The organism is Deinococcus metallilatus (assembly GCF_004758605.1).
GTDB classification, from domain to species: domain Bacteria; phylum Deinococcota; class Deinococci; order Deinococcales; family Deinococcaceae; genus Deinococcus; species Deinococcus metallilatus.
Window position 1 is genome coordinate 851,348 of record NZ_CP038512.1, and the last position, 26,577, is coordinate 877,924.

The window sequence follows — 26,577 nt, forward strand, 5'->3', positions numbered from 1 at the left end:
CGCCCGCGTTAGCCTCCCCGCATGGGCAAACGTGACCGCTCCGGGCCTCAACCTGCTTACGTGACGCTGCGGGACTTGCCCGGCACGCGCGTCATGTTCTGGATGGTGGAGGACTGTCCGTACTGCGGCGGGCCGCACGTCCACCCGGCCGGGAACCTCCGCACGGCCGACCCCGGCGAGCGGCTGGGCGAGCAGGCTGCCCCCTGTGATCCCGCCCGGACCTACGAGCTGCTGCTCCCGCCCCGCCCCAAAAAGAAGAACAACAAGCAGGAACGCCGCAAGGAACGCCGGTCGGGCAGGCTGCGGGACTGGGACGACGAGAACGGGTGAAGCTGGGAGACGCCCTGCCACGTGAGGCGGGAGGGTCTTTTTTGGAGGACACCACGGAGAACGGGGATCGTGGGAGAACTGCCTGCTACGATCCCCGTTCCCTTTTCAGTGCTGGTGTTCGCTCCCGCTACCCATGTCCATCCCCTCCATCCCCTCCATTCCCGCATGGTCACTGGCCGCAGCAGGCGCAGGCAGCGGCTTGGCGCCCCGTTCGGCGAGCATCTGCCCCATCAGTCGGATTTCGCCCGTCTGGGTGGCCTGAATCTGGCGGGCGAGGGTCCGCACTTCAGGGCGGATGCCCGGCGCGAGGGCGGGTTTCACCATGCTCAGCGCGCCCTGGTGGTGGCGGATCATCAGTTGCAGGAAGAGGCGTTCGGCGTCCTTCACGGGCAGGGTGTCCAGGCGGCTCAGGTCGGCGGGGGCAGCCATGCCCATCATCCGGGCGTGTTCGGCGGTCATGCCCGCCCCGCCCCAGGGCAGGCCCCAGAGGGTGAGCCAGCCGCGCATCTGCCCGATCTGCTCCTGCTGCGAGAGCAGGATATCCAGCGCCACCGAGCGCAGCGTGCGGTCCTGGCTGCGGTCGCGGATACGGGTCGCCATATCCACCGCCTGGGCGTGGTGTTGCGTCATCTCGCGCACGAAGCGCACCTCGGGGCTGTTCTCGCGCGGCGGGCCGGTGCGTGGACCGAGGGCCAGGGCCACGGCGATCAGCGCGGCCACCAGGAGCGCGAGGGCGGCGAGCAGGGGAAAGCGGCGGGACATGGACGGAGTATAGGAAGCGGGATGCGGCCGCTAGACTGGCGCCGTGACCGGCCAAGTAGATTCCTCGCGCCTGCTGGGGCTGGACGCCCTGCGCGCCGCTCTGGCTGAAACCTGGCAGGGGGTCCGCGACGTGGTGGCCGAATACGGCCCGAATGCCCTGCTGGCCGCCCTGCTGGTGCTGCTGTACGCGCTGCTGTTCTGGGGGGTGTCCAGGGTGGCGTTCGCGCTGCTGGGCCGCTTCTTTCACGTGGATACGCATCCCATCGCGCGGCGGGTGCTGCGGACGGTGCTGCGCCTGACTTTTCTGATGCTGGTGCTGCTGTCCATCACGGCGCTGTTTCCGGCGCTGGCTCACTGGAGCGGCGCCGTGTTCCGGGTGTACCTGCTGCTGCTGTTGCTGTACGTGGGGTGGGGCGTCATCCAGCGGTTTCTGCACGTTCAGACCGAACACTGGGAACTGGACACGAGCCTGCGGGTGCTGGTCAGCAACGTCACGCGGGCGGTGTGGGTGCTGCTGGGCGTGTACCTCGTCGCGGCGCAGTTCGGCGTGAACCTGCTGCCGATCCTGGGGGGGCTGGGCGTGGTGGGCCTGGCGGTCGGCTTTGCGGCGCAGGACATCCTCGCCAACCTGATCAGTGGGATCACGCTGCTGCTGGACCGGCCCTTCCGTCTGGGCGACTGGATTCGCACCGAGGCACACGAGGGCCAGGTGACGCGCCTCACCCTGCGGACCACCCGTATCCGCACCCGCGATAACGAGCACGTCAGCATCCCCAACAAGGAGGTCGCCGGGGCGGTCGTGGAGAACCTCAGCAAGGGGGGAACGCTGCGCCTGAACGTGAACGTCCCCCTGGCCTACCGCGAACACGTGGACCATGCGCGGCAACTGCTGCTGAAGGTCCTGCGCGGTGTTTCCGAGGTGCTGCCCGACCCCGCCCCGCAGGTGCTGGTGCAGGAACTCGAAGAGAGCCGGGTGCGGCTGCTGCTGCGCTTCTGGATCGGCGCCGAACACGTCGTCACCTACCCGGTGATCCGCATGCAGGTGCTGGAAGCCGCCAAGGAAGCCTTGCAGGCGGCGGGCGTGGAGGTGCCCTTCCCGCGGATGCAGGTGCAGCTGGACGGCGTCCCTTCCGCCGTTTCCCCCGAACCCCGCGAGGACCGTGCGGACGCCTGAGTCCTGGCCTGCGGTCTGGCGCAGCGTGGGCGCAGGTGTGGCGACCGGGGCGGCCCTCGCCATCCTGGCCGCGTACCTGGGCGAGGTCCGTACCACCGTGCCCCTCCTCCTGGCCCTGCTGCTGGGTGGGGGCGTAGCGGGTGCCTTCCCCCTGACACGCCGGGTGTGGCAGGTCGGCTCGGGCGTGCTGGCGGTGCTGCTGGCCCTGTGCCTGCTGACGCCCGTGCTGCGCGCACCCCTCGCGGCGCTCACGCTGGCGCAGCCCCCGGTCCAGGCCGACGCCATCGTGGTGCTGGGCGGCGGCGTGCAGTGTGGCGCCCGCACCCTGGAAGCGAGCAGTCTCGCGCGCCTGTTGCGCGGGCTGGAGCTGTGGCGGGCCGGGTACGCGCCTCTCCTGACCGTCTCCGAGCAGTCTGGCCTCCTCGGCCCGGCGAACTGCGTGAAGCTGAGCGAACTGGAACGCGCGCAGATCGCGGCCCTGTATCCCACGGGCGGCCCGCAGGTCCTCACGCTCCGCCACGTCACCACCACCCGGGACGAGGCCGCCCGCGTCCGCGACCTGGCCCGCGCACGGGGCTGGCGGCGGGTGCTGCTCGTCACCTCGCCCAGCCATTCGCGCCGCGCCGCCCGCCTCTTCACTGCTCAGGGCGTGAACGTGGTCAGCGTGCCCGCCGGGGAGACGCGCTTTGACGCGGCGCTCCCCCTCCCCTTCGACCGCCTCGCCGCCCTGCGTGTCCTGCTGTACGAGGGGCTGAGCCGGGTGAAGGCGGGCGTGGGGGGGACGCCGGAACGGTAAGTGGAAGTGGTTAATGGAACAGGCCAGGTCTTTTCCCACTCACCACTGACCACAAACCCCTGACCCTCCTTCCCCTACACTGCCCCCGATGAGCAGTGTAGACGCGGCAATCACAGTCATCGGCGCGGGCCTGGCGGGGTCGGAGGCGGCGCTGGCGGCGGCCAGACTCGGCGTGCGGGTGCGCCTCTTTGAAATGCGGCCCCGCCGGATGACGCCCGCGCACCGGACCGGGAACTTTGCCGAGCTGGTGTGTTCGACCTCTCTGGGCGGCGAGGGCGAGATGCAGGCGAAGGGCCTGCTGCAAGCCGAGCTCCGCAGCGTGGGCGGCGCGATTGTGGGCGCGGCGGACAGCAGCCGCGTCCCGGCGGGCAACGCGCTGGCGGTGGACCGCGACGAGTTCAGCGCCCGCGTCACGCGGGCCGTGCGCGAACACCCGCTGATCGAGGTGGTGGAGGGCGAGGTCGAGGCCGTGCCGGACGGCATCAGCGTGATCGCCACCGGCCCCCTGACCTCGGACGCGCTGGCCTCTGACGTGGCCCGGCTCACTGGCAGCGAGCGCCTGAGCTTCTACGACGCCGCCGCACCCGTGATCGCCGCCGAGAGCATCAATATGGACGTGGCGTGGCGGGCCGGGCGCTACGACCAGAGCGCGGATTACATCAACTGCCCCTTCACGAAAGAGGAGTACCTGCACTTCGTAGGGGCGCTGGAACAGGCCCGCTCGCATACGCCCCACGACTGGGAAAAGCTGGAATTCTTCGAGGGCTGTATGCCCATCGAGGAGATCGCCCGCCGGGGGGTGGACACGCCCCGCTTCGGCCCGATGTCCCCGAAGGGCCTGGACGACCCCCGCACCGGACGCTGGCCCTACGCCGTCGCCCAGCTCCGCCAGGAAGACAAGGAGGGGCGGATGTGGTCCCTGGTGGGCTTCCAGACCGGCCTGAAGTGGGGCGACCAGAAGGCGGCCGTGAACCTCATTCCGGGCCTGGAAAACGCCGAGATCGTCCGTTACGGCGTGATGCACCGCAATACCTACCTCAACGCGCCGGAGGTGCTGGACTCGACGCTGGGGCTGCGCGCCGACCCGCAGAAGTTCGTGGCGGGCGTGCTGGCGGGCACCGAGGGCTATCTGGAATCGGCGGCGACCGGCTGGCTGGCCGGGACGAACGCCGCGCGCCTGGCGCTGGGCCTCCCGCCCCTCACCCCACCCGCCGAGTCCATGCTGGGCGGTCTGGTGCGCTACCTCGCCTCGGCCAACCCGAAGGGCTTCCAGCCGATGAATGTGAACTGGGCCCTGGTTCCGGAGGTGCCCGTCCCCGAGGGCCGCCGCAAGCTGGGCAAGCGCGAGAAACGCCCGGTGATGTTCAAGCGGGGCCTGAACGCCTTCATGACCTGGGCGGGGGAGGAGGCGGGGTTGACGGTGACGCCGCCCGCCGTGCCGGAGGCGGAGGCACTGGCGACGGATTGAGGGTCCGGGGGGCGCCGGAAGTGTCCGGCATGCCGTCGGGAGCGCCCGGTCCAACCCGCTGTCACATTCTTTCCCGTATCGTTGAAGCGTGAATGCGGGGGAGAAGGTACTGATCTACGGGCTGGGCCGGAGCGGGCGGGGCGCGGCCCGCTTTCTGGCCCGCGAGGGGGTGCGCGCCGAGTGGCACGACGCGCGCCCGTCGGCGGAAGACGAGGCGCTGATGCATGAGCTGGGGCTGGCGCGCGGGGACGTGGGGGGGACCTACCGGACGGTGGTGGCCGCGCCCGGCGTGCCCATCGACCACCCCGACCTCCTCGCGCTTGCAGCACGCGGGGCGGAGATCATCGGGGAGGTGACGCTGGCCGCGCGCCTGCGCCCACACCTGCCGCTGGTCGGCGTGACCGGCACGGCGGGCAAGGGCGGCACGACCGTGCTGATCGCGCACCTGCTGCGGGAAAGCGGCCTGAACGCCCGCGAGGGCGGCAACATCGACCCGCCCCTGCTGGACGTGGTCGACGAGGCCGAGGTGGCAGTGGTCGAACTCTCCAGCTTCCAGCTCGAACGGGTGCCGGGGTTACGGCTGCCGGTGGCGGTCATCACGAATCTGGGCGTCGATCATCTCGACCGCCACCGCACCGTGGAGGCGTACCACGCGGCCAAGCTGAACATCACGGCGGGGCAGGAGGCGGAGGACGTGTTGGTCGTCCCGGCGGGCCTGAAGGTGGCGACGCGCGCCCAGGTGCGCCCCTTCCAGCCTGACCGTATCACCCTGGCGGATGGCCGCGAGGTGCTGCCCGACGCCGACCTCCCCGAAGGGCTGCATCCCGCCAACGCCGCCGCCGCCGTCCTGGCCGCCGAGGCGCTGCTGAGGCGGCTGGGCCGCCCGGTCGACGTGGAAAGGCTGGCGGCAGGGCTGCGCTCGGCCCGCCCCGTTGCCGGACGGTTCGAGACGGTCGCCCGCCTCGGCAACGTCCGCTTCATCGAGGACAGCATCGCCACCCGGACGCTGGCGGTGGAGGCAGCCCTGACCCGTGCTCCGGCCCCGATTGCCTGGCTGGTCGGCGGGCGGGACAAGGGTGCGGACCTCGCCCCGCTGCGGGAGGCGGCGCGGGGCCGGGTGAAGCGCGTGATCGCCTTCGGGGAGGACGGCGAGAAGCTGGCGCGTGACCTCGGCCTCCCCTTCGAGACGGTCACGGGCGCAGATGGGGACGGCGTGATGCAGGCTGCCGCCCGCGCCGGACTGGAGGCGCTGGGTGGCCCTGAGGGGACGGGCACGGTCCTGCTCGCGCCCATCGGCACCAGCTTTGACCTGTTCCAAGATTACAAGGCGCGGGGCGCGAGTTTTACCCGGGCTGCCCGTGCCCTGGCGACTGAGGAGGTGGGCGCATGAGTCTGCAACTGGTGATCGCGCAGGTGCTGCTGCTCACGCTGGGGCTGCTGGGCGTGGCGACCGCCCGCCCCGACCTGATTCTCGACCACGGGAGCAAGGCGCTGCTGGCGCTGGTGGTCACCTTTGCCGCCGCCCGGCTACGCCCCAGGGCTTTTTTGAAGATCGCGCCGTATTTCTGGGGCGTCACGTTGCTGCTGCTGCTGCTGACCCTCTTTATCGGGCATGGCACCGAGACGAGCGAGGGCACCAAACGCTGGCTGGAACTCGGTCCCATGCGTTTCCAGCCGTCCGAACTCGCCAAGCTGGGGCTGGTGCTGCAACTGGCGTCCTTTTTCTCGCGCCGGGGGGTGCAGCACAAGCTGATCAGCGCCACGCTGATGATCGTCGTCACGACCGGGCTGGTCATTCTGGAGCCGGACCTGGGGTCCAGCGTCCTGATCTTCGGGCTGGGCATCATCCTGATGTACGCCGCCGGGGTCCGCATCACCAACATCACCGGGTTCGTGTTTGCCCTGGCGCTGATCGGGATTCCCTTTCTGGGCCGTTACCTGGAAAGGAACAGTTACATCCTCGAACGCTTCTTCGGGCACGTGAACCGGGGCCAGACGATGGAGGTTGGCCTCGACCAGATCGGCATGGCGCACCGTGACCTGAGCTTCGGCGGGCTGTGGGGCCTCGGCCCGGACGGTCCCCGCTGGACCTACTTCGCCGCGCATACCGACATGGTGGTCGCGTCGGTGGGCTTCACGTCGGGGCTGCTGGGCGTCGCCATGCTGCTCTTCGCGTACTGGCTGATCGTGTCCACCGCGCTGCAAGTCTCGCAGCTCGCCACCCGCGTCCGCCCGATGACGCCCGAGATTCACGGCGCGACCATCATGGCGACCGGCGCGATGTTCATGGTGGTCGGCCAGGCCTTCGTGAACCTGGCCGTCGCGGCGGGCATCTTCCCGGTCACGGGCGTGCCGCTGCCCCTGGTCAGTTACGGCTTTTCCAGCATGCTCACCATGAGCCTCGCCCTGGGCGTGATCCACAGCGCCATGCGCGAGGTGCGCCGCCATCTGCCGCAGAGCGAGGTGTCGCCGGACATCGTGCCGGTCCCAGCAGACTGAGGCGCGGCGCGCAAGTCTAACCGTCTAAAAGTCCAACGGTCTAAGGAAATGGGATGGCCGATCTCCTTAGACCGTTTGGCGGTTTGACGGTTAGACGCAGGCAGCGCGGATGCGCTAACTGCTGTGCAGCACGTTCATGATGTCCCCGTCCTGCATCACGTACTCCTTGCCCTCGGTGCGGACCCAGCCCTTGCTCTTGGCCCCGGCCCAGCCGCCCGCCTCCACCATCTTGTCCCACTCGATCACCTCGGCGCGGATAAAGCCGCGCTCCAGGTCGGAGTGGATTTCTCCGGCGGCCTCGGGGGCCTTTTCGCCGCGGTGGATGGTCCAGGCGCGCACTTCCTTCTCGCCCGAGGTGATGAAGGTGATCAGGCCCAGCGTGTCGTAGCCGACCTTCACGAGCTGGTCGAGGCCGCTTTCCTGCACGCCCAGTTCACTCAAAAACTCGCGGGCCTCCTCCTCCGGCATCTCGGCCAGTTCGCCCTCGATCTGGGCGCTGATCTTCACGACGGAAGCACCTTCACGCGCGGCGTACTCGCGCACCTGCTGCACGTACTCGTTGTCCTCCGTCAGGTCGTTCTCGCCCACGTTCGCCACGTAGATGACGGGCTTGGTGGTGATCAGGCCGAAGTCCTTGGGGATGGGCGTTTCGTAGCTTCCGGCGCGGGCGGGTTTGCCCTCGCCCAGCACCGAGAGAATCTGCTCGGCCAGCGCCGCCTGTTCACGGGCGTCCTTGTCGCCGCCCTTGGCCTTTTTCTGGAGGTTCGCCAGTCTCTTTTCCAGCCCGGCCATGTCTGCCAGGATCAGCTCGGTGTTGATCGTCTCGATGTCGTCCACCGGGTCCACGCGGCCTGCGACATGCACCACGTTGCTGTCCTCGAAGCAGCGGACGACGTGGGCGATGGCGTCCACCTCGCGGATGTTCGCCAGAAACTGGTTCCCCAGGCCCTCGCCCTGGGAGGCGCCCTTGACCAGCCCCGCGATGTCCACGAACTCGACATAGGTGGGGATGATCGGCGGCACGCGGTCCCCCTTGGTAAAGACCTTGCTCAGCGCACTGAGGCGCTCGTCGGGCACGGTCACCCGGCCCACGTTCGGCTCGATGGTGGCGAAGGGGTAGTTGGCGGCCAGCGCCCCGGCGCGGGTGATGGCGTTGAACAGCGTGCTTTTTCCGACGTTGGGCAGCCCAACGATTCCAATTGAAAGTCCCATTTTTGTTTCCTCCAGTGGTCCTGCGGGTGTGAACGCTTTTCGCCGCGTCCACGAGGCAACCGGACAAGTATACCGGAGTGTTCAGGGGAGGTCGGGAGGGCAGAACCGGGCGGTTGGTCCCCTGCGTTCGCTGAAAAGGCCCGGCAGATTTTCGCGTTGTGGCGAGGATGCTTGTCCCACCACAATGTCGCCCGGATGCGTGAGGATGCGGGCGTGCCGGTCCTGCGCCTCCTGCTGCCCCTGCTGGCAGCCCTCCTCTTGCTGGTGGAGGCGCCCCTGCATGCCCTGCACACTCTGGACATGAGCCTGGCGCAGATGCCGCCTTCCATGAGCGTGCACAGGGACAGTGCGGCAGGCATGGCCATGACGGCCGGTGACCATCACCATCACCATCCCGCCCCCGCACCTCCCCGGACGCTGCCGCACGTGCAGGACCACTCCTGCTGTATGCCGCCCGCTGTCACCCTCGCACCCACGCTGGAACTGCCCCCGGTCACGGTCTGGCGACCTCACCCTCTGACCCCCACTGCGGTGCACGCGCAGAGGCTGGCCGTCCTCCAACGGGCACGGGGACCACCCTTCTCCTGGCTGGCCGCCTGAGTTCCCCCGGCGCCTTTCCTGCCGGGGAAGTCTCCTCATATCCAACCAGGAGTTCCACCATGCGTAAGTTGCTGTCCCTGACCGCCGCCGTCCTCGCCTCCTTCGCCTTCGCTCACGCCACCGTCAGGACGGAGACGGGCGCCGCCGAGAGTCTCGCCGGGAAGTCGGAAACCTACCGCCTCCAGGTTCCCGTCGAGAAGAGCTTCGCCACCACTGAAATCCGCCTGCTGGTCCCGGCGGGCGTCAAGGTCAGCCGCTTCCTGCCGGTCCCCGGCTTCCTCCGCACGGTGCAGAAGGACGCCCAGGGCAACGTCACCACCGTCATCTGGCGGGGCCGCCTCAACCCTGAGGAGTTCCAGCGCTTCCTGTTCCAGGCCACCAACCCCGCCGACGCGGGCACCCTGGTGTGGAAGGTGCAGCAGACGTACGCGGACGGCAGCGTGGTCAACTGGGACGACAGTTCCCCGGAGACGCCCGCCAGCAAGACCACCGTGAAGTAAGGGGAAGGGCATGGCTCCCCGCCCCCGCCGCAACAAGGCGGCCACGCGCAGGACTACCGGGCGCAGGGCCACCAGGGAGGCTGCGCCGCAGCGCGCGGTGCCTGGGTTCCAGCCATTCATCATTGGCGTGCTCGTCGTGGTCATCACCGAGGAACTCCTCCGGGTTCTGTACGTGGAGGGGAGCCACCTGCTGGGCCAGCGGCGCACCGAGGTGTACGGCTGGCTGTCCCTGGCGGCCCTGCTGCTGGTGCTCGCGTCCCGCTGGTTGCGCCTCGTCCCCCACCGGCGTGCCCTGGGTCTGGCAGGCTTTGCCTTCGCCTTGATGCACACCTGGCTGGCCTACGCGCACGTTCTGGACGGCGACGTGGAGAACGTGCTGTTCCTCAGCGTGGAGGAACAGGCCGCCCTGTGGCTGGGCGTGGCCGCGCTGCTGGGCCTGCTGCCCCTGGCGCTGACCAGCACGAATACCGCGATGAGGCGCCTGGGGAAACGCTGGAAGGCCCTGCACCGTCTGGGTCCCTGGATGACCCTGCTGGCTGCCCTGCACACCGCCTGGATCGGCGTACATTTCGGCCTGAACCCCCTCGCCTGGACCTCCGTGGCGCTGCTGCTGGTCAGCGCCGCGCTGTTCCTCTTCCGCTTCCCCAGAAAGAAGGTTCACCCATGAGGAAGACCCTGAAGACCGGCGGCCTGCTGGCCGCGCTGCTGCTCACCTCCACGCCCGCCCTCGCCCATGAAATCGTCCGGGACGGCAATGTGGGCGCCCTGCTGCACATCGAGCCGGACGACGCGCCGCTGGTGGGCCTGCCCAACAAGACCTGGTTTGAAACCAACCAGCGGGGCGGGAAGGCCATCACCCTGATCAACTGCGCCTGCGTCCTGAGTGTCTACCAGGGGGCCGTCAAACCAGGGGTGAACCCCATCAGCACGCCCGGATTGAAGACGGAGAAAAACAAGCTGGCGGCGGACCTGATGTTCCCCCAGGAAGGCGCCTACACACTGGTTCTGACTGGAAAGCCCAGGCCGGGGGCAACGTTTAACGCTTTCCGCCTGGAGTGGGTGGTCCGGGCGGAGAAGCCCGGCGGGTACGGCGCCCACCAGCATTAAGCAGAGAGGGGAGAAGAGGCGCTCTCTGCCTGCTCCTCTTCCCGCCTCCGCCATCCGGCCTGGCCCTTGAGGGTGACCTTCGGGTCGCCTTCTTCGCTTTCAATGTCGCGTCTCTCTGTTCTTGAAGTGGCTGGACTGGGCGCAGGCAACCGTGAAGGCAAGGGAAGCGGACCTGAATGGTCCAGACGGCAAAGGGTGAAGAACCCCGCGTGTGGCGTCGGCCAAAAGCAGAGATCGGCTGATGGGTCAACGCCCTGGGTCCCTTTCCGGGGAGGAAGCGCGGCATGAGCGGGTCACTGGAGGCCGCTTGAAAGTCCCGTGCTTGCCCTCCTGGAGAGGCGCTGTCGGTTGAAAGGAAACGTTCGACCCCCCGGGGCCGTCCGGCGAGGGCGCCACCCCGTCCGTCTAGCGTGAGCGCGCGGGACAGCAGCGGGAGAGTGTTACCCTCACCCCCGTGACCCGTCCCGCTCCCCTCGCCGCCCTCACCCGCCTGCCGCTGCCGGGGCGGTACGTGCTGCTGGTGTTCGGCCTCTTCCTGTACGGCCTGAGCCTGCGCCTGATGCTCGACGCACGGGTGGGCCTGGCCCCCTGGGAGGCCTTTCACCTCGGCGTGACGCGGCATCTGCCCCTCAGTATCGGCGTGGTCAGCATCCTGACGGGCGTGCTGATCGTGGCCTTCACTGCGCTCCGGCTGTGCGAGCGGATCGGGCCGGGCACCGTCATCAACGTGGTGCTGATCGGCCTCTTTCTCGACCTGCTGGGGCCGCTGGTGCCTGACCCGGCGGGGTTGCCCGCGCGCTGGGTGCAGTTTGTGCTGGGCGTGGCGCTGCTGGGCTTCGCCACCGGCACCTATGTCGCGGCGGGCCTGGGGGCGGGGCCGCGCGACGGGCTGATTCTGGGCCTGAGCCGGGTGACGGGCTGGGAGGTGGCGCGCGTGCGGACCGGCATCGAACTGGTGGTGCTGCTGCTCGGGTGGCGGCTGGGCGGCCTGGTCGGCTGGGGCACGCTGGTCTTCGCGCTGGGGAGCGGTCCGGCGATGGGAGCGGGCCTGTCGCTGTACGGGCTGCACCACGGTCCCAAAGGGCGCGCGGCCCCTGTGCGGGCGGCGCGGGCACGCTAGCCTGCCCCCATGACGGCCCCCATCCCGCTCACCGAGGGCGGCAGCCTGTATGACCGCATCGGGCCGGAGGCACTCGCGGCGCTGGTCCGGCGTTTCTATACCCGCGTCGCCGCCGACCCCGACCTCGCGCCGATCTTTCCCGCCGACCTGACGCTCACCGCCGAGAAGCAACTCGCGTTCCTGACGGGCTTTCTGGGTGGGCCGCCGCTCTACCACCAGCGCTTCGGGCACCCGCGCCTGCGTGCCCGGCACCTGCCTTTCCCCATCACGCCGACCCGCGCCCGCGCCTGGCTCGCGTGCATGAACGCCGCACTGCGCGAGACGCCCGAGATCGCAGAGGCCGACGCGCATGAGCTGTATGCGGCGCTTTCCAGGGTGGCCGTGCATATGGTGAACACGCCGGAGGAGGCCCCGGCCCCCCGGGCTGAACCTGGACAGCTTTTTTCAATTGACTAGCAGTGTCAGGGCGGCGTATGAACCTCTTTTCTACACTGTCGCAATGACCCAACCCCAACGCAGCATTGACGACCTCCGCTCGGAAGTCGATGCGATCAACCGCGACCTCCTCACCCTGCTCTCCCGGCGCGGCGAGGTGGTCGCGCAGATCGGCCGCGCCAAGAGTCAGGAAGGCCGCCCCCAGCACTACGACCCCGCCCGTGAGGAACAGCAGTTCCGCGAGCTGGAGCGCCTGAACCCCGGCCCCTTCACCCACGCCGCCGTCAAGGCCATCTTCAAGGAAATCTTCAAGGCCAGCCTCGACCTCGAAGAGAGCAACGACAAGAAGCAACTGCTGGTGTCGCGCAAGGTCCAGCCGACCGACACTGTGCTGGACATCGATGGCGTCCGCATCGGCGGTGACGCGCCCCCCGTGGTCATCGCCGGGCCGTGCTCCATCGAGTCCGAAGAACAGATGGACGAGACGGCGCGCTTCCTGGCTACCCGGGGCGTGAAGATCCTGCGCGGCGGCGCCTACAAGCCCCGCACCAGCCCCTACGGCTTTCAGGGGATGGGTGTGGACGGCCTGATCATCGGCGGCCGCGCGGCCCGCGACAACGGGATGCTCTTCGTGACCGAGGTGATGGACACCCGCGACGTGGAGGTGGTGGCCGAGCACGCCGACATCCTCCAGGTGGGCGCACGCAACATGCACAACTTCTCCCTCCTGCGCGAGGTGGGCCGCTCGCGCCGCCCGGTGCTGCTCAAGCGCGGCCTCAGCGCCACCATCGAGGAATGGCTCTACGCCGCCGAGTACATCCTCTCGGAGGGCAACCCGGAAGTGATCCTCTGCGAGCGCGGCATCCGCACCTTCGAGAAGTGGACGCGCAACACGCTCGACCTCTCGGCGGTGGCCCTCGCCAAGCAGGAGACGCACCTCCCCGTCATCGTGGACGTGACGCACGCCGCCGGACGCCGCGACCTGCTGATCCCACTCGCCAAGGCCGCGCTCGCGGTCGGCGCGGACGGTATCCATGTGGAAGTCCATCCCAGCCCCGCCACGGCGCTGAGCGACAACGAGCAGCAGCTCGACTTTGCGGGCTACGACCGCTTCATGGACGCGCTGGCGCCGCTGCTGAAGGTCCCCGCGACCGTCTGACCCGCCTAAACAGAAGCCGCCCGTCTGGCCGGAGTTGTCGGCCCAGGTGGGCGGCTCCGTTGTGCTCTTACGAGCCGGGCGAGAGGTCCGGTTCGGCCTCCTGGCTGGGCCGCTCCCCGAGGACGGATGTGACCCCGCCGTCCAGCGGAAAGGTATGCACCTCCTGCACCTCGCCGCGTTCCTCGCGGGTGAGGCTCAGGACACTCACGGTGAAGCGGTCCACCGGGGGCCGGATGGCCTGCACCTGCGGCCAGAGCAGGTCTTCGGCCCAGGGCAGGACGCCCAGCGCCAGCGTGAGGTGCGGCGTGTAGCCCGCGCCGTCGTGCGCGGCGCGGCTCGACGGGCCGACGCTCAGGGCGCGGGCGTGCAGGTCCGCGAGGTGCGGGCTGAGTTCGCACTCCAGAAAGAACATGTGGGGAAGACGCTTCCAGCCCTTCACGCGCACCTCGAAGGGTTCCTCACCGCGCAGCACGTCCCGGAAGGCGGCGACCAGTTCGGAGGCGCTCAGGTCCGTCTGGAAGGGGGCGCGCAGGTTCAGGTGCGGCGCCCCGAAACCGCGCACGTTCAGGCGCTCCTGCGTGCGCCGCAGCCAGGTGTCCAGGGCCTCGGGGGGCCAGGCGACCAGGCTGTAGAGCGGTCCCGGCGCGCGGGCGCCAGTGGGAGCGGCGGCAGGCATCAGGGGCCGATCCGGTAGCGGCAACTGCCCTGCCCGCAGGCGATGCGTGTCTCGCGCGTCACCGGCACGCCCAGCACCTCCACGAACATGTGCAGTTCACTCAGGCACAGTTCCGGGTACTGCCGCGCGACGGTGAGGTTGGGGCAGTTGCGTTTCACGATGTAGTGCGCGCCGCCTTCGCCCGGTTCCACCACCGCGTCGAAGCCTGCCCCCATCAGCCACGTGCCGAGACGCTGCACCCGCTCCTCCAGCGGAAGGGTGGCGGGGAGGTCGGCCTGGAGCCTTCCGGCCAGTTCCGCGCTGCGGGCGTCCAGCACCTGAAGGACTGCCCCCTCGCCGTACAGCTCCTGCACATGCCGCAGCACGTCCACGCACAGCGTCGAGTACGTCTTGGGAAAGGCCGCCTCGCCCCGGTCGGTGAGCAGAAAGACATGCTGGGGCCGCCCACGTCCGCCGGGCCGTTCGGTGCGCGCCTCGACCAGCCCCTGCTCCTGAAGGTCGCCCAGGTGCCGCCGCGCGCCCGGCACGCTCATGCCCAGGTGCCCGGCCAGGTCCTGCACGGTCTGCGGGCCGTGCCGCTTGAGCAGCTCCAGCAGCCGGTGCTTGGTGCGCTCGGGCGCGGGCAGCGGCGGCGCGGCGAGCGGCTTGGGCAGGGGAGGCGCGGCGGTCATTCAGACCACCGGCAACTGCTCGGGAAGGTGCGCGAGCGCCTGCACGCTCACGCGCCCGGCGAGGTTGCGCGCGATCTGCGTCAGCGCCGCTGCGGCGGGCGACTGCGGATGCGCCAGCACGGCGGGCAGCCCCCGGTCGGCGTCCTGCCGCGCCTCCACGTCCAGCGGCACCTCGCCCAGCAGCGGGAGGTTCCCCAGCTTGCGCGAGCCACCCCGCCCGAAGATGTCGTAGGTAAGGCCGGTGTCGGGGGCCACGAAGTAGCTCATGTTCTCCACCACGCCCAGCACCGGCACGCTGGCCTTGCGGAACATGTCCAGCGCCCGCGCCGCGTCGATCAGGGCCACGTCCTGCGGCGTGGTGACCAGCACCGCGCCCGTCACGTGAACCGTCTGCGTGAGGCTGAGCTGCACGTCCCCGGTGCCGGGCGGCAGGTCCACGATCAGGTAATCGAGGTCGCCCCAGGCGGCATCTTTCAGGAACTGCTGAATGGCCGAGTGCAGCATCGGCCCGCGCCACACCAGCGCCTGCCCAGCCGGGGAGAGGTTCGCCATGCTGAGGAAGCGGACGCCGTGGGCCTCGATGGGCTGCATCTTGCGCTCGGCGTTGGCGGTCACGCGCGCTCCGCTCTGGCCCATCATGTGTGCCACGCTGGGGCCGTACACGTCGGCGTCCAGCAGCCCGACCCGCGCCCCGTCCCGCGCCAGGCTCACGGCCAGATTCACCGCCACGCTGCTCTTGCCCACGCCGCCCTTGCCGCTGCCCACCAGCAGCACGTATTTGACGCCGGGCAGCGCGGGTTGCGCGGGTGGGCGCACCATCGCCCCGAAGGTCACGACCACGTCCTGAATCCCCGGCACCGCCAGCACCGCCGCGCGCACGTCCCCCTCGATCTGGCTCTTCAGCGGGCAGGCGGGCGTGGTGAGGTTCACCTTCACGTGCGCCACGTTCCCCTCGACCTCCGCATGCTCGATCATGCCCAGCGACACCAGATCGCGGTGCAACTCCGGGTCGTTTACGGTCTTGAGGGCAGTCCACACGGCGTCATGCATTTCCCGCCATTAGTAGCGCGGCGAGGGGGGGAGGGGCAAGCGACAGGGTCACAGTGGGCGGCGGTCAAAGCTGCCAGTGCCAGCGCGTCCGCAGAACCTTGTCCAGCGCCTGTCCGTCGAAGACGGGTTGCGCCACGCTGACGTAGCCGTCCGGGCGGATCAGGTAGGCGGCGTCCTCGCACAGTCCGGCCCGGCTCGCCGCCTCGCTGAAGGGAAAGACCTCGAGGGCCACCTCGTCCCGCCGCGCCGTCCAGGCCACCGCTTCCGGCGAGGGGACGCCGTAGATGTGGAGCTGGATTCCCGGCTCCCTCAGGGCGTCAAAGTTGCCGCTGCCTTCGACGTAGGGCAGACGCTCGCCGCCGCTGACCGCTCCGGCCCGGCCCACGCTGAGGGGACTGTCCGGATAGCTCAGGCGGGTCTGCGACAGCAGGCCGAACATGAAGCGGCCCACCCGGTTGGGGCGTTCGGGAGGTCGGCGGTGAGCCTGTGAGCCACGCAGCAGGCGGCCCAGTACGGCGGGGAACAACTCGCCCCGCACCAGCCCGGCCAGGGGGCCGTCCCCCGAGATCAGGCCGAAAATCCGGTCGGTGGATTTGACCAGCGCCTCGGCAAAGGGCCGCCGTTCCAGTTCATAGCTGGTCAGCAACTCCGGCCCCGCCTGGCCCCGCGCCACCGCCGCCAGCTTCCAGCCGAGATTGTGGGCGTCTCCCAGGCCGGTGTTCATGCCCTGCCCGCCGACCGGACTGTGGACGTGGGCGGCGTCCCCCAGCAAAAAGACCCGCCCCGCCTGGAAATGCTGCGCCACCCGGTGGCTGACCCGGTAGTGGGAAAACCAGCGCACCTCGCTCACGTTCACGTCGAAAACGTTCTGCACCAGGGGCCGCACGTCCTCGAAGCTGGGCGCTTTCCCTTCCAGTTCCTGCCCCGGCGGCATCCCGATCAGCCGGAAATGATGGGGGCCAGCCATCGGAAAGGCCAGCAGCAGGGACTCGGCACTCAGTTTGGCGTTCACGTCCGCCCCGTCCAGCTCGCCGGTCGCGGTCACGTCGGCCACGAAGAGCGTCCGGGGGCTGTTCGCGCCCTGAAAGGCGGTGCCCAGGGTGTGCCGGACCGGACTATGCGCGCCGTCCGCACCGCAGAGATACTGCGCGTCCACCTCGCGGCGTTGCCCGGTAGGGCCGCTCAGCGTCACCGTGATGCCCCGGTCGTGTTGGGTGAACTCCTCCAGCCCCCACCCCCACTGCACCTCGCCGCCCAGCGTCCGCAGATGCTGATAGAGCAGGGCCTCGTTTTTGCTCTGCTCGAAGGACAGGATGAAGGGATAGGGGGTGCGGTCTGTGCCGAGTGGGCCGAACTTGAATCCCCCCAGCCGCCGGTGCCCGCTCCAGACGGTGATGCCCTCAGCGGGCTGACCCTCCCGCACCGCCTCCTGCCCGATCCCAAGTTGGTCGTAGATTTCCAGGCTGCGCGCCTGCACGAAGATCGCCCGCGACTCGCGGGTGGGGCCGCTCTTGGGGTCCACGATCAGGACGGGGACGCCCAGACGCTGGAGTTCGCAGGCCAGCAGCAGGCCGGTCGGTCCAGCCCCGGCGATCAGAACGTCGGTGTGCGTGCTGTCTGCCCTCATGATCTGTCCTCCCCGAAATGCAGCAGACCGTGCAGACACAGGTCCACCATGACCCCGAGCTGCCCGGTGCTTGGAGGTTGTGGTTGGCGCGCCAGCAGGCCGTTCAGCACCACGAAACTCATCAGCGGCCCGACAAAGGAACGGGCGGCCAGGTGGGGATCGGGCAGACGCAGCAGCCCGGCCGTCTCTGCCCGCTGGAGCAGCGCCGCCGTCTGGGCTAGCAGGGGTTGAGGGACCGCCTGCACGAACAGTTCCCCCAGCTCCGGTTGCGTGTTCATCTCCGCGATCAGCATCCGCACCAGCCGCAGCACGTCCGGCTGCATCAGGTGCCGGGTGTTCTGGGAGGCCAGAGTCAGCAGGGCGGAACGCAACTCGGCCAGGGAGCGCATCTCCGGGAGCTGCACCTGCGGGGCTTCCCATTCCTCCAGAAGGTCGGTGAGCACGTCGCCCAGGATTTCCTCCTTCTGGCGGTAGCGGGCATAGATGGTCGCCTTCGAGACGCCAGCCTGCGCCGCCACCTGATCGAGAGTCGTGGCGGCAAAGCCCTGTGCCAGAAACAGGGTGCGCGCCGCCTGACGGATCACGCGGCTTTTGGTGTCGGCCCGGTGGGGCGCGGGACGGGGCATCATCACCTCCTTGCAAAACTGTACGACTCAGTTTTGTTAAGTTCAAGGGCGCGTTCAGGCAGGGATACCGCAAAATCCGGTTTTTGGAAGTGCTCGCCCCGGTCAACCCCTCAAGGGGAGCCAGGGACTCTATTTGCCCGCCAGGAAGTTAAATCTGTTGCCTTCCCTTGAGCGTGTGATGTGCAATAGAAACTTGCTGTCTGGGATGGGCTTTTTTCTCCCTCTCCCCTTGCGGGTGACTCGCAGAGCCGCGAAGCGGAGGGTTGGGGAGAGGGGTGGCGGGCGAAGCTCGCCCTCGTACCAGACGAGAAAAACACTCCTGCTTGTCCTACCCGCCAGCCCTGTAATGCATATCAAGCGTCTTGAGGGGAGGTGGCCCGCAGGGCTGGAGGGGTCAAACAAGGCCGTGCGAACTCGTCGACTTTCCGGTCGCCCTGATGTTCAGCCGGTCCTCTTCCCGCCCTGCCCGCCCGCGTGATACACTCCCGGAGTTTGCCTCCCCAGGGGGCGAGTTTCGCGCAAGAAGGCACGGCAGGCCGCATGAGAGGGACAGGGCCGGGCCGCCGCGAGAAGGAGCAGAAGAACATGAAGCGTACCTACCAGCCGAACGTCCGCAAGCGGGCCAAGACCCACGGCTTCCGCGCCCGCATGAAGACCAAAGCGGGCCGCAACATCCTCGCGCGCCGCCGCGCGAAGGGCCGCCACCAGCTCACCGTCAGCGACGAGTAAAGCCACGCAGGAGCGGGTTATTTCGACCCCCGATTCCAGCAGCGCCACGCAGGAGCGGCCCCGCCGTCCGGTGGCGCTGGCCTCGTTGAAGGGGGAGCGCGAATTCCGGCGGGTGCGGCAGCACGGCGCGATGCTGCGTGACCCCCTCTTCACGCTGCGCGTCACCGATTATCGCCCCCGGCACGGTGAAGTGTGGCGGCCACGGGCCATCATTGGGATCGTGGTACCGAAAAAGACCCTGCGCCGCGCGGTGGACCGCAACCGTGCCCGCCGCCGCGTGCGCGAGGCGCTCAGGACCCTGCCCGGCGGTCTGCCCCCCTGCCGCGCCATCCTGATGCCGACTCCCGGCGTGCTGACCGTGCCTTTTCCCGAGTTGCAGGCGGCGCTCTCGCGCGTGCTGGCCCAGGTGCCGGGCCGCGTGAGGCGGGGCAAGGGGGGCGGCAAGGGCGGGAACTCGCGGGGCGCTCCTCCCGTACCTGCTGCCGTGTCTCCCGCCGACCGCGCCACCGACAGAGGAGAAACCCCATGAGCCTCGCCGCTCGCGGGCTGGTGCGGATCGTGAAGGGCTACCAGCAGCACCTCTCGGCGCGCAAGCCCGCGCCCACCTGCCGCTTCACGCCCACCTGCTCTCAGTATGCTGTGGAGGCCATCGAGCGGCACGGGGCGCTCAAAGGGGGATGGCTGGCCGCCTGGCGCGTGATGCGCTGTAATCCGCTGGTGCCCGGCGGGTTCGATCCCGTGCCGGAACACTTTCCTCGCCAGCACAGCCCCCAGCCGCACAGTCCCGGCCAGTCGCGCCCCGGCCAGAAGCCCCCCTCCAGAAAGACACCTTGATGAAGACCAGAACCCTGCTTCCCCTCACGGCCCTCGGGGCGCTGTTCCTCACGGGGTGCAGCACCACCGGCCCCCTCCCCACCTTCGGCAAGGCGATCACGCCGGAGTGGATCAGCGCCGACTTCGACGGCCAGCCCGGCGACGAGTACATCGCCACCAGCAACCTTCAGGACGTGGTGTTCAACGCGCGCGGCGAGGTGATCGGCTGGTACGTGAAAAGCTACGCGGGGACGCCGTTCATCAAGAAACGCGCTGACGGCACCTACGACTTCAGTGCGCTGAAGAACTCCAAGACCATCGTGAATATGGTCGGGGACCGCAAGGCGCTCGCGGTGACGGCAGATGGTGTCCTCGACCCTGCCCAGCCCGCCCAGACGACCGCGCCGCAGCTCACGCAGAACTTGTCCCAGAACCGTCAGGAAGCGGTGTTCCGCTACACCCAGAACGGCGCGACCGTCACCAAGACCGTCACCCTGCACCCCCGCAACTTCAAGATGGACGTGCAGACCCGTATCGCGGGCGGCCCGACGAACTACACCATGCTGTTCCCCGGTCTGGGCAAGGCCGACAACCCCAGCGTGAAGGCCGTGCCGGTGGGCGGGCAACTGGCCGCCGTGCAGGGCAGCGGCACCCTCAGCGTGCCGAACATCCAGTACGCCGCCCTTCAGGAAAAGCCCAGCCAGGTCGCCCACGCGCTGATCGTGCGGCCCCAGGACGGCACCACCGCGAATGCCACGCTGACCGGTGGACCGCAGGGGCTGATCGCGGTGCAACTCAGCGGCCCCAGCAATCTGGAAGTGTACGGCGGCAAGAACGAACTCGTTCACCTGTACCAGAGCGGCTATACGTCGCTGCCCGGCCTGTTCGACCCGAACCCCTTCGGCAAGATCAGCCTCCTGATCGTGAAGCTGATGGAGACGCTGTACAAGTTCGTGGGCAACTGGGGCCTGGTGATCGTGCTGCTGACCATCCTGCTGCGGCTGATCATGTGGCCGCTGATGCAGGCGCAGGGCCGCACCACGGCGCGTATGCAGGTGATGCAGCCCAGGATCAAGGAGATTCAGGACAAGTACAAGGAACGCAAGGACGTGGAATCCCAGCGGGCCATGCAGCAGGAGATGCAGCAGCTCTACCGGGACCACAACTTCAACCCGGCGGGGTGCTTCTCCACCTTCCTGCCGTTCCCGGTATTGATCGCGCTGTGGTCCACCATCCGCAACTTCGAGTTCGACAGCGGTTTCCTGTGGCTCCCCGACCTGGCCGTGCCCGACCCCTTCTACATCCTGGCGCTGATCTACCTGATCGTGAACATCGGCCAGCTCTACGTGATGACGCGCAAGAACCCGGACATGTTCCGCCAGCAGGCCTTTATCTACATCATCTTCCTGTACTTCGCCCTGACCTTCCCGGCGGGCGTGACCATCTACATCATCCTCTCCACCCTGATCGGCATCGGCCAGCAGATTCTGATCAACAAGCAGGTGGAAAAGGAAACGGCCAGCATCGGCCAGACCGTTCAGAAGGCCCCCGCCCGCCCGGCGGGCAAGCCTCGCAAGACCATCGACGCGCCGCGCGAGTAAAGGCGCCAGCGAAAAGCCGCCCTGCCGAGTGAGGTGGGGCGGTTTTTTGGCGTGTGGCCTGTGGCTTGTAGCCTGTAGAGGAGGCCCTTTCTTTTTCCACAAGCCACAAGCGACGAGCTACAAGCGCCCCCACGCCCGCAGCGTCAGCAGCGCCTCCAGCGTCAGCACGCTGCGCCACTCGGCTTCCGCCTGGGGCCAGGCTTCCGGGAACTGGCCGAACCACGACCAGTTCGGTCCCCAGGAGCCGTCCTCCGCCTGGGAGGTGAGGAGGTGGGCCAGAGACGCCGCGAGCGGTTCCTCCAGCGTGGGGGCGAGGGGGGAGGCGGGGGTGGGGGCGACTGTCAGGGCGTTCAGGCCGTATCCGGCGAAGTCTTCGGGCGTGCGGGCGACCCGGCCCGGCAGCACGTCATGCAGGTATTCCAGCACCGGTTCGCGGTATTCCTCCGGCACGTCCTCCTGCTGCGCGAACACGGCCGCGACGTGGTGCCCGTTCACGTCCCCGGCCTCCAGCCCCGCCAGCACAGCGTCCCGCACTTCCACGGTCAGGAGGGCGAGCAGGCCTTCCGGCAGCAGCTCCGGCCAGCGGTGCAGCCGGGCCACGATCTCGGCGCGGGGATTCACCTGAAAGCCGCCGAACGTCTGCGCGAGTTGTCCCGGTTCCTGCTGATTCCACCAGGGCGCGTGTGGCTGCGCCTCGGCCTCGGGAGGCAGGAAAGGCCAGACGGTCCCGCTCTCTTCCGCGCGCAGTTGTGAACGCAGCCATTCCACCGCGCCCCCCAGCAGCGGTTCGGCGGCGGGCACGTTCAGGTCGTGCAGCACCCGCAGCGCGAGTGCGGTCGCCAGGACGCTGCTTTCCGGCGCGCGCACGTCCGGTTCCAGCGTCCGCCCGAAGCCGCCGTCCCCGTTCCGGTAGGCGCGCAGGGCCGTCAGCACCGCCTCCGCCTCCCCGCCCTCGAAGGCGTGGCGGAAGCGGGCGGCCTCCAGCGGCCTGCCCCGCTCCAGCAGAAAAGCGCGGGCACGGGCGAACGCTTCCGGGGACAGGCGGGCGGCAGGGGCAGTCATGGGAGGAGCGTAACACCGGGAAAGGGGAGAGCTATACAGCCTGGAGGGGTGAACCCTGGACCGGCACCGACAAGGCCAGCGTCAGAGCCGGTCCAGGGCCACCCGAGCCGCCGTGTAGCCAGGCCGCAGCCGCAGCGCCTCGCGGTAGGCGGCGTGCGCTTCGGCGGTGCGCCCCAGGCCCGCCAGCGCGCGGCCCCGCCAGTAGTGCGTCTCCTCGTGGGCGGGGGCATCGCGCAGGACAGCATCCGCGAGGCGCAGCACGTCGGCGTACCGCCCCACGCGGCTGTAGGCCTCCAGCGGCGCGAAGGAATACCACAGGGTCCGCCAGGGCAGCCCGCCCTTCACGTAGGCCGGACGGATCGGGTCGAGGCGGGGATCGGCTTTCGCGGCGAACGCCTGATCGAAGGCCCGCGCCGCGCCCCGGGCGTCTCCGACCCCGAGTTTCGCTTCGCCCACGTTCAGCCAGCCCACCGCGTCATTTCGCCGTCTGGCCTCGGCCAGCGCCACCCGCAGCGCCTCCTGCCGCGCCGCGCTGGCGTCGGCCCGGAATCCCAGCAGGCGGCGCACTTCCTCTTGCCGGTCAGGCGGTGAGACGACCAGATAGGTGCGTCCGAAAGACCGCCACAGTTCGTCGAAGCGGGCGTAGGGCAGGTTCAGGCGGCCCAGGTAGGAGTCCAGCGCCCTGAACGTCTGCCCCGCGTCGTCGTAGCCGGTCAGCAGGCGGTAGTGGCCCATGCCGCCGTGTTCGGTCACGAACCAAGTCTCCACGATCACCGGATACCCCGCCGCGAGCAGGCGCCTCAGCAGGTCGCGGCTCCCGTTCTGCGCCAGATGAACGTCCAGCCCCTGTGACCGCGCGAACGCGGCCAGCTCCCCCGGCGACACGTTCACGTCCCCCCGGTTGGGTTTCAACTGCGGGGCGATGTCGTACTGGTCGAGCTTCCCGCCCCAGCGGCTGAGGGCCATCCCGACCGTCACCGGCCCGCAGTTGTTCAGCCGCTGGTACTCGTGCCGGATGCCGGAAATGCTGGCGGAGGCGGGCAGCGGGGCCGGGGCCTCTTCCGGCTGGGCGGGCGTGACGGGTACGGGAAGCTGGAGGGGTTTCGTCCGGGCACCTTCCGGCGCTTCTTGTGGTGCAGTCGGCGCGGCCTCCGGTGGGGTGGGTTGAGGGGGCTGCGGCGGAACTTCAGCCGGTGGGGGAGGGGTCGCGGGCACGGCCACCGAAGCGGCCACCGGCACGCGGACGGTGTGCTCCTGCATCCGGGTCAGCGCAAACGTCGCCGCGCCCGCGAGCAGGCCAGCGGACAGAAGCAGGACGGGGACGCGCATCGCTCTCCATCCTCCCCACGCTTCATGATCTGCTACTGAGGCGGAAACGTGCGCTGGGGCGCGATTGGGAGGCGGTATCTGGTGCGCGGGAAGGAACAGGAGCTTTTCACCGCGTCCCGCGCCCTGCCTCCCGCCTCCCTCAGTACGCCATCACCTGCCGGATCGCCTTGGCCACCCGCACCGGGTTGGGGCGGTACACGTCCTCGATGGAGGTGAACGGCGGGTAGGGGGCGTCGAAACCCGTCACGCGCACGATGGGGGCTTGCAGGTGTTCGATGGCCTCCTCCGCGATGGTGGCGCTGATCTCGCTGTGGAAGCCGCCCGTGCGCGGCGCCTCGGTCACGACGACCACGCGGCCCGTCTTGGCGACACTTTCCAGAATCGTCCCGGTGTCGAGCGGGACCAGCGTCCGCAGGTCCAGGACCTCCACGCCGATGCCGTGGGCGCGGGCAGCTTCGGCGGCTCGCGCCGCGACCTCCACCATGCCGCCGTAGGCAATCACGGTCACGTCGTCGCCCCCCGTCACCACGCGGGCCTTCCCCAGCGGCGTCGTGTAATACTCCTCCGGCACCTCCTCCTTCACGCTGCGGTAGAGCTTGATCGCCTCGAAGAAAAACACCGGGTCGGGGTCCTCGATGGCGGCGAGGAGCAGCCCTTTGGCGTCGCGCGGCGTGCTGGGGATCACCACCTTCACGCCGGGGGTGTGCGCGAGGATCGCTTCCGGGCTGTCGGCGTGTTGCTCGGGGGTGTGGACGCCGCCGCCATAGGGAGCGCGGACCACCATCGGGACGTGGTAGCGGCTGCGGGTGCGGTGGCGGTAGCGGCCCAGGTGGGACAGCACCTGATCGAGTGCCGGATACAGGAAGCCCGCGAACTGGATTTCCGCCACCGGCTTCAGGCCCGCCAGCCCCATGCCGATGCCCATGCCGATGATCCCGGCCTCCGCCAGCGGCGTATCGAACACGCGCTCGGCCCCAAAGCGGGCTTGCAGGCCGTCCGTCGCGCGGAACACGCCGCCCATCACGCCCACGTCCTCCCCGAAGATGTGGACGGCGGGGTCACGCTCCAGCGCGAGGGCAAGTGCGTCGTTGATGGCGGCGACCATCGTCATGGTCTTGGTTCGAGTGGGAGCGGTGGCGGTCATGCGGGAACCTCGTGGGAGCTTGTGGCGTGTGGCAAGTGGCTTGTAGAAGCTGACGGCTGACGGCTGAACGCTGAACGCTCCCTCACGCCCCCTCCTCCGCCATGATCTGTGCCCGCTGGCGCACGAGTTGCGGCGTGGGCTCCGCGAAGACGTGATCCACGATCTCGGCGGGGGTCGGCTCGGGGAAGGCGTCGGCCACCTGGAGCGCGGCCTCGAACTCGGCCTCGATCTCGCGGGTGACGGTGGCGTCCTGTTCTTCGGTGAGGTGGCCTTCCGCGAGCAGGTGCGTCCGCAGGCGCTGCACGGGGTCTTTGGCGTCCCAGCCCGCCGTGTCGGCGTCGGTGCGGTAGCGGCTGGGGTCATCCGCGACGGTGTGCGGCTTGACGCGGTAGGTGACGGTTTCGATCAGGGTGGGGCCTTCGCCGTTCCGGGCACGGTTCACCGCCTCCAGGGCGACGTGGTAGGTCGCCAGCACGTCGTTGCCGTCCACCCTGACGCCGGGAATGCCATAGCCTTCCGCCCGCAGCGAGAGGTTGGTCGCCCGCGTCTGCGTGCGGGTGGGCACGCTGATGGCCCAGCCGTTGTTCTGGAGGACGAACACACACGGCGCGCCCAGCGCCCCCGCGAAGTTCAGCGCCTCGTGAAAGTCCCCCTCGCTGCTGCCGCCATCACCGATGTAGGCCATCGCCACGTTGCGGGTGCCCTTGCGTTTCTCGGCCAGCGCCGCGCCGACCGCCTGGGGGTACTGGGTGGCAATCGGGATGTAGAAGGGCAGCACCTTGAGGTCCTGGGGCATCGCCCAGCCGTGCGGGCTGGTGCGCCAGTACGCGATGGTCTGCGGGATCGGCAGGCCGTAGGTCAGCGCGGCGCCCGTGTCGCGGTAGGTGGGAAAGAGCCAGTCGTCGTGAGTGAGCGCGGCGGCAGTGCCGACCTGGCTGGCCTCCATGCCGCCGTAGGGCGGAAAGACGCCCATGCGGCCGGTGCGGTACAGCACCCAGGCCCGCTCGTCGAAGTGGCGGGCGCGGCGCATCAGGCGGTAGAGCTTCAGGCGGGTCGGAACGTCGGGCAGCAGCTCCGGCTGGGGGGCGGTGCCCTCCGGCGTGACGAGCTGGAACATCTCACCCTGTGCGCCCTCGTAGGCGGCGGCCCCGGCGGCCTGGGGAGTCGGTTTGGGCTGGGTCTTGGTCTTGGGCTTGGACATGCGCGGAGCCTCCGGGTGGGGGAGAGGACGGAAGGCGGGCCGGAAAGGGGGAGGCGCCCGGTCCGGGCCGCTTCCCACCGTGGAAAGGTGACCGCTAGGGCGCGCGGCGCTGGTTGAGGAGCCGCGCCGGACGGTTCCCGCAGCGGGAAGCCGGGACGAGGGACGGGCGCGGGGGCATCGGCATAAGGGGGCGCAGGAAGGGGCAGCCCGACAACTGGAAGGGCCACCCGGAAGAGGAGTGGGTCCAGGGTAGCAGATGGCCGCCTAACGGGCGTTTGCCCGGGTCTGCCCCGCGTGTACACTGGGTCATGAGACGCGCGCTGCTCACGCTGACGGCCCTGCTGACCCTCTCCGGTCCGGCCCAGGCCAACCACCAGCAGGGGAATCTCCGCGCCCTGACCGCCGCCGACCTGTGCCCGCCCCTCGCCTACGTGTACGTGGACGACCAGGAACAGGAAGACCTGGCCGTGGCGGCCGATGAGCAGCTCGCCCGCTCCGCCACCCTGTACGACATCCCCTTCGGGGACCCCAAGACCTGCACCGTCGCGCAGATCTATACCCTGGACGCCTTCCAGACCCGGGACGGCCGCTTCCTGTACTCGCTGGAACTCAGCCTCGAACTGGTGAAGGATGCCCAGGTGAGGCTGGGCAGCCGCACCCTGACCGCCAGCCACCTGCAACTCTGGTCCACCTCCGGCTACGGCAGCGTGCCCGACGCCGAAGCCCTCGCCGCCCTGGCGGCCGAGCGCGTCCGCCCCTACTACGAGGAATTCGCGCTCGCCTGGAAGGCCACGCACCCGAAGTGAGCCGCCGCCGGATTGAACCGGGCCACGGGGAAGGAAGCTGGAGCGGCTCCACGAAGAAACGCGCCGACCGGGGCTGTCCG

General features: G+C 69.3%; 29 protein-coding genes. 18 read left to right on the forward strand and 11 right to left on the reverse strand.

Translation table 11 applies throughout. The features are described 5' to 3' along the window. Positions 1–21: 21 nt before the first annotated feature. Positions 22–330, forward strand: coding sequence for a hypothetical protein (locus E5F05_RS10040; RefSeq protein WP_129118480.1), 309 nt, complete (start codon positions 22–24; stop codon positions 328–330). A 105-nt stretch (positions 331–435) separates the two neighbouring features. On the opposite strand, the gene E5F05_RS10045 is transcribed toward E5F05_RS10040, so the two are convergent. Next, complete coding sequence (locus tag E5F05_RS10045; protein WP_129118481.1) at positions 436–1,092, reverse strand: DUF305 domain-containing protein; 657 nt, start codon at positions 1,090–1,092, stop codon at positions 436–438. A 43-nt stretch (positions 1,093–1,135) separates the two neighbouring features. Here E5F05_RS10045 and E5F05_RS10050 point away from each other — a divergent pair, with 43 nt between their 5' ends. The 5 genes from E5F05_RS10050 (at position 1,136) to E5F05_RS10070 (ending at position 7,029) form a co-directional block, all read left to right on the forward strand. Beyond that, on the forward strand, positions 1,136–2,266 hold the full coding sequence (locus E5F05_RS10050) for a mechanosensitive ion channel family protein (protein WP_129118482.1): 1,131 nt from the start codon (positions 1,136–1,138) through the stop codon (positions 2,264–2,266). Further along, positions 2,253–3,062 carry a YdcF family protein gene (locus E5F05_RS10055; protein ID WP_129118483.1) on the forward strand — a complete coding sequence of 270 codons (810 nt, stop codon included), beginning with the start codon at positions 2,253–2,255 and terminating at the stop codon, positions 3,060–3,062. Before E5F05_RS10050 ends, E5F05_RS10055 begins: the two co-directional genes overlap by 14 nt. Positions 3,063–3,150: 88 nt before the next feature. Continuing rightward, on the forward strand, positions 3,151–4,530 hold the full coding sequence (gene trmFO, locus E5F05_RS10060) for a methylenetetrahydrofolate--tRNA-(uracil(54)-C(5))-methyltransferase (FADH(2)-oxidizing) TrmFO (protein WP_129118484.1): 1,380 nt from the start codon (positions 3,151–3,153) through the stop codon (positions 4,528–4,530). 88 nt (positions 4,531–4,618) lie between these two features. Next, on the forward strand, positions 4,619–5,920 hold the full coding sequence (gene murD, locus E5F05_RS10065; protein WP_129118485.1) for a UDP-N-acetylmuramoyl-L-alanine--D-glutamate ligase: 1,302 nt from the start codon (positions 4,619–4,621) through the stop codon (positions 5,918–5,920). Further along, positions 5,917–7,029: an FtsW/RodA/SpoVE family cell cycle protein gene (locus E5F05_RS10070; protein WP_129118486.1), complete on the forward strand. Its 1,113-nt coding sequence runs from the start codon at positions 5,917–5,919 to the stop codon at positions 7,027–7,029. Before murD ends, E5F05_RS10070 begins: the two co-directional genes overlap by 4 nt. Before the next feature lie 114 nt (positions 7,030–7,143). Here E5F05_RS10070 and ychF read toward each other — a convergent pair whose 3' ends face one another. Continuing rightward, positions 7,144–8,241, reverse strand: coding sequence for a redox-regulated ATPase YchF (ychF, locus tag E5F05_RS10075; RefSeq protein WP_129118487.1), 1,098 nt, complete (start codon positions 8,239–8,241; stop codon positions 7,144–7,146). 171 nt (positions 8,242–8,412) lie between these two features. Here ychF and E5F05_RS10080 point away from each other — a divergent pair, with 171 nt between their 5' ends. The 7 genes from E5F05_RS10080 to E5F05_RS10110 all read left to right on the forward strand — a co-directional run bounded on the left by E5F05_RS10080 (position 8,413) and on the right by E5F05_RS10110 (position 13,162). Then, the gene (locus E5F05_RS10080; RefSeq protein ID WP_129118488.1) at positions 8,413–8,841 is read left to right on the forward strand and encodes a hypothetical protein; all 429 of its coding nucleotides are present in this window, start codon (positions 8,413–8,415) and stop codon (positions 8,839–8,841) included. Between the two features lie 59 nt (positions 8,842–8,900). Beyond that, entirely contained in the window at positions 8,901–9,341 is a 441-nt protein-coding gene (locus E5F05_RS10085; RefSeq protein WP_129118489.1) for a DUF1775 domain-containing protein, read from the forward strand. Between the two features lie 10 nt (positions 9,342–9,351). Continuing rightward, complete coding sequence (locus tag E5F05_RS10090; protein WP_129118490.1) at positions 9,352–10,008, forward strand: ferric reductase-like transmembrane domain-containing protein; 657 nt, start codon at positions 9,352–9,354, stop codon at positions 10,006–10,008. Next, entirely contained in the window at positions 10,005–10,448 is a 444-nt protein-coding gene (locus tag E5F05_RS10095) for a hypothetical protein (RefSeq protein WP_129118491.1), read from the forward strand. The genes E5F05_RS10090 and E5F05_RS10095 overlap by 4 nt, the downstream gene beginning before the upstream one ends. Positions 10,449–10,902: 454 nt before the next feature. Next, on the forward strand, positions 10,903–11,568 hold the full coding sequence (locus E5F05_RS10100; protein ID WP_129118492.1) for a YczE/YyaS/YitT family protein: 666 nt from the start codon (positions 10,903–10,905) through the stop codon (positions 11,566–11,568). Between the two features lie 9 nt (positions 11,569–11,577). Further along, a complete protein-coding gene (locus E5F05_RS10105) occupies positions 11,578–12,024 on the forward strand; it encodes a globin domain-containing protein (RefSeq protein ID WP_129118493.1) in 447 nt (148 codons plus the stop codon). Between the two features lie 43 nt (positions 12,025–12,067). Continuing rightward, the gene (locus tag E5F05_RS10110) at positions 12,068–13,162 is read left to right on the forward strand and encodes a bifunctional 3-deoxy-7-phosphoheptulonate synthase/chorismate mutase (protein WP_129118494.1); all 1,095 of its coding nucleotides are present in this window, start codon (positions 12,068–12,070) and stop codon (positions 13,160–13,162) included. A gap of 67 nt (positions 13,163–13,229) precedes the next feature. Here E5F05_RS10110 and E5F05_RS10115 read toward each other — a convergent pair whose 3' ends face one another. From E5F05_RS10115 to E5F05_RS10135, 5 genes are all read right to left on the reverse strand, one after another. After that, positions 13,230–13,838 carry a 2'-5' RNA ligase family protein gene (locus E5F05_RS10115; RefSeq protein WP_129118495.1) on the reverse strand — a complete coding sequence of 203 codons (609 nt, stop codon included), beginning with the start codon at positions 13,836–13,838 and terminating at the stop codon, positions 13,230–13,232. Next, positions 13,838–14,509 carry a helix-turn-helix transcriptional regulator gene (locus E5F05_RS10120; protein WP_129118496.1) on the reverse strand — a complete coding sequence of 224 codons (672 nt, stop codon included), beginning with the start codon at positions 14,507–14,509 and terminating at the stop codon, positions 13,838–13,840. Before E5F05_RS10120 ends, E5F05_RS10115 begins: the two co-directional genes overlap by 1 nt. After that, complete coding sequence (locus E5F05_RS10125) at positions 14,510–15,559, reverse strand: Mrp/NBP35 family ATP-binding protein (RefSeq protein WP_129118497.1); 1,050 nt, start codon at positions 15,557–15,559, stop codon at positions 14,510–14,512. 64 nt (positions 15,560–15,623) lie between these two features. Then, positions 15,624–17,186: an FAD-dependent monooxygenase gene (locus E5F05_RS10130; protein WP_129118498.1), complete on the reverse strand. Its 1,563-nt coding sequence runs from the start codon at positions 17,184–17,186 to the stop codon at positions 15,624–15,626. Beyond that, positions 17,183–17,815: a TetR/AcrR family transcriptional regulator gene (locus E5F05_RS10135; protein ID WP_129118499.1), complete on the reverse strand. Its 633-nt coding sequence runs from the start codon at positions 17,813–17,815 to the stop codon at positions 17,183–17,185. Before E5F05_RS10135 ends, E5F05_RS10130 begins: the two co-directional genes overlap by 4 nt. A gap of 582 nt (positions 17,816–18,397) precedes the next feature. Here E5F05_RS10135 and rpmH point away from each other — a divergent pair. From rpmH to E5F05_RS10155, 4 genes are all read left to right on the forward strand, one after another. Beyond that, positions 18,398–18,541, forward strand: coding sequence for a 50S ribosomal protein L34 (rpmH, locus tag E5F05_RS10140; RefSeq protein WP_019585335.1), 144 nt, complete (start codon positions 18,398–18,400; stop codon positions 18,539–18,541). A gap of 85 nt (positions 18,542–18,626) precedes the next feature. Next, positions 18,627–19,070, forward strand: a complete 444-nt coding sequence (gene rnpA, locus E5F05_RS10145; RefSeq protein WP_129118565.1) for a ribonuclease P protein component — start codon at positions 18,627–18,629, stop codon at positions 19,068–19,070. Continuing rightward, positions 19,067–19,375 (forward strand): membrane protein insertion efficiency factor YidD, encoded by a 309-nt coding sequence (yidD, locus tag E5F05_RS10150; RefSeq protein ID WP_129118500.1) that lies wholly within the window; start codon positions 19,067–19,069, stop codon positions 19,373–19,375. The genes rnpA and yidD overlap by 4 nt, the downstream gene beginning before the upstream one ends. Further along, complete coding sequence (locus E5F05_RS10155) at positions 19,375–20,955, forward strand: YidC/Oxa1 family membrane protein insertase (RefSeq protein WP_129118501.1); 1,581 nt, start codon at positions 19,375–19,377, stop codon at positions 20,953–20,955. The genes yidD and E5F05_RS10155 overlap by 1 nt, the downstream gene beginning before the upstream one ends. Before the next feature lie 117 nt (positions 20,956–21,072). Here E5F05_RS10155 and E5F05_RS10160 read toward each other — a convergent pair whose 3' ends face one another. The 4 genes from E5F05_RS10160 to pdhA form a co-directional block, all read right to left on the reverse strand. Next, a complete protein-coding gene (locus E5F05_RS10160; protein ID WP_129118502.1) occupies positions 21,073–22,017 on the reverse strand; it encodes a hypothetical protein in 945 nt (314 codons plus the stop codon). Positions 22,018–22,098: 81 nt separating this feature from the next. Next, on the reverse strand, positions 22,099–23,346 hold the full coding sequence (locus E5F05_RS10165) for a C39 family peptidase (protein WP_129118503.1): 1,248 nt from the start codon (positions 23,344–23,346) through the stop codon (positions 22,099–22,101). 139 nt (positions 23,347–23,485) lie between these two features. Further along, complete coding sequence (locus E5F05_RS10170; protein ID WP_129118504.1) at positions 23,486–24,490, reverse strand: alpha-ketoacid dehydrogenase subunit beta; 1,005 nt, start codon at positions 24,488–24,490, stop codon at positions 23,486–23,488. An 82-nt stretch (positions 24,491–24,572) separates the two neighbouring features. Next, entirely contained in the window at positions 24,573–25,691 is a 1,119-nt protein-coding gene (gene pdhA / locus E5F05_RS10175; RefSeq protein ID WP_129118505.1) for a pyruvate dehydrogenase (acetyl-transferring) E1 component subunit alpha, read from the reverse strand. A gap of 308 nt (positions 25,692–25,999) precedes the next feature. Here pdhA and E5F05_RS10180 point away from each other — a divergent pair, with 308 nt between their 5' ends. Then, the gene (locus tag E5F05_RS10180) at positions 26,000–26,497 is read left to right on the forward strand and encodes a hypothetical protein (RefSeq protein ID WP_129118506.1); all 498 of its coding nucleotides are present in this window, start codon (positions 26,000–26,002) and stop codon (positions 26,495–26,497) included. Positions 26,498–26,577: the final 80 nt, after the last annotated feature.